Source organism: Nocardiopsis sp. MG754419 (genome assembly GCF_018207095.1).
Lineage (GTDB): Bacteria > Actinomycetota > Actinomycetes > Streptosporangiales > Streptosporangiaceae > Nocardiopsis.
The window spans coordinates 1-1572 of sequence record NZ_QOCZ01000297.1 but is presented as its reverse complement, the minus strand read 5'-3'; the positions used below and the strand labels follow the sequence as shown (position 1 = coordinate 1572).

Here is a 1572-nt window from a genome sequence, read left to right as displayed (position 1 = left end):
GGCAGGGTCGCGGTGGCGTTGTGGGCGACGTTCTCCAGGGCGCCGTCCTTGGGTTTGGGGTCCACCGGAGAGCCCGGGAGCACGGCCACGGGCGCCGCGGAGACCACGTCCTCGGGTGGGGCGGTCTCCAGCAGCTTCAGGGAGTCGGGTTCGGCCGAGAGCACCTTGGCGGAGTGGGTGGTGGCCGCCTGGCCCGGAGCGCCGGGGTGGAGCAGGTGGACGCTCTCGCCGACGGTGAAGGGGTGGGGGTGGGCGCGGTCCAGGCGCATGGCCACCTCGCGGCGGGCCGTCTTGCGCCGGCCCGTGGGCTCCTCCCACTGGCCCACGTGCACCTGCCAGGGCACGGCGCAGTTGCTGTCGGTCTCCAGGTCCTGCAGGGGCGCGCTCTGACGGTGGAAGTGCTCGCGCCAGGGTGGTGAGTTCTCGCGTCGGTAGTAGCCGACCAGGGCGGCCAGGGCGGCGCGCGGGTGGTCGTCCTCGGTGCGCTCCTCGGGGTCCTCGGGCACCCCCTCCAGGAGGGGGTCGGTGAGGGCGGCGTGGCGGGCGGCCCGCTCGGCGCGCTTGCGGGCCCGTTCGGCCTCCTCCTCGGTGAGCTCGATCTGGACCAGGGGGCGGGTGGTGATGCCCTCCTCGGCACGGTGCTCCTCCAACCAGTCGCGCAGGCGGGCGGTGGAGTGGCAGTCGTCGCGGTTGTAGGCGGCGATGTCGTCCAGGACACCCTGGGCGGCGTGGTCGTCGTCGGCCTCCAGGGCTGCCAGGTAGGCGGCGTAGGCGTCGATGCTGGAGGCGGCGGTGGTGACGCCGCCGTCCCGGGTGGTGTCCAGGTAGAGGGGTTCGAGGTACTTGATGGAGTAGGAGCGTTGGGACACGCGCAGGCTCTTGCGCACCACGGTGTACAGGTCCACCAGGCGGTGCTCGCGGAGCATGCGGTCCACCTCCTCCTCGCGGGTGCCGAACTCGGAGCTGAGGTGCTTGAGCCGGTCCACCTCGTAGGAGGCGTAGTGGTAGATGTGGGCGCCCTCGTCGGCGTCGATGCGGGCGATGGCGAAGTCGACGAACTCCTCCAGCGCCTTCTTCTCCTGGGCGCGGTCGTGGGCCCAGAAGGCGTGGAAGGTCTCGGTGCCCTCGGCGTCCTCGGTGGTCGCGCCGAAGAGGTACTCCAGGCCCCGTCCGCCCTGGGTGGAGTGGTAGGGGTAGCCCTCCATGTCGAAGAAGACGTCGCCGGGGCCGGGCGCGGGCAGGGTGGCCAGTCCCTCGGGTGAGAACACCTCGGCGGTGACGGTGCCCTGGGGGTTGTGCGGGGTGCGGGTGGTGTCCTGGCGTACCTGGAGGGCGGCCTGGGCGCGCAGTTGGTCGAAGGTGCGGCGGGGCAGGCCGGTGGGGCGGTCGGTGTCGGTGGCGGCGGCCAGGGCGTCGATGGTGGTCAGCCCGGCGTCGGCGAGTTTGGCGCCCTGGTCGGTGCGCAGTCCGGCGACCAGCGACAGGTGGCGGGCGGCCACGCGTCCCTGGGAGCACCAGGTGTTGTAGCCGCAGCCCTCGCAGGTGGGGCGGGGCTCGCCCCAGGTGGGGGTG

Annotated in this window: 1 protein-coding gene; it reads right to left on the bottom strand. The window is 73.0% G+C overall.

Annotated elements, in window-relative coordinates; genetic code table 11:
• Positions 1-1572 (bottom strand): TM0106 family RecB-like putative nuclease (locus tag DSY14_RS27740; RefSeq protein ID WP_211719555.1); only part of this gene is annotated, 1572 nt, incomplete at both ends.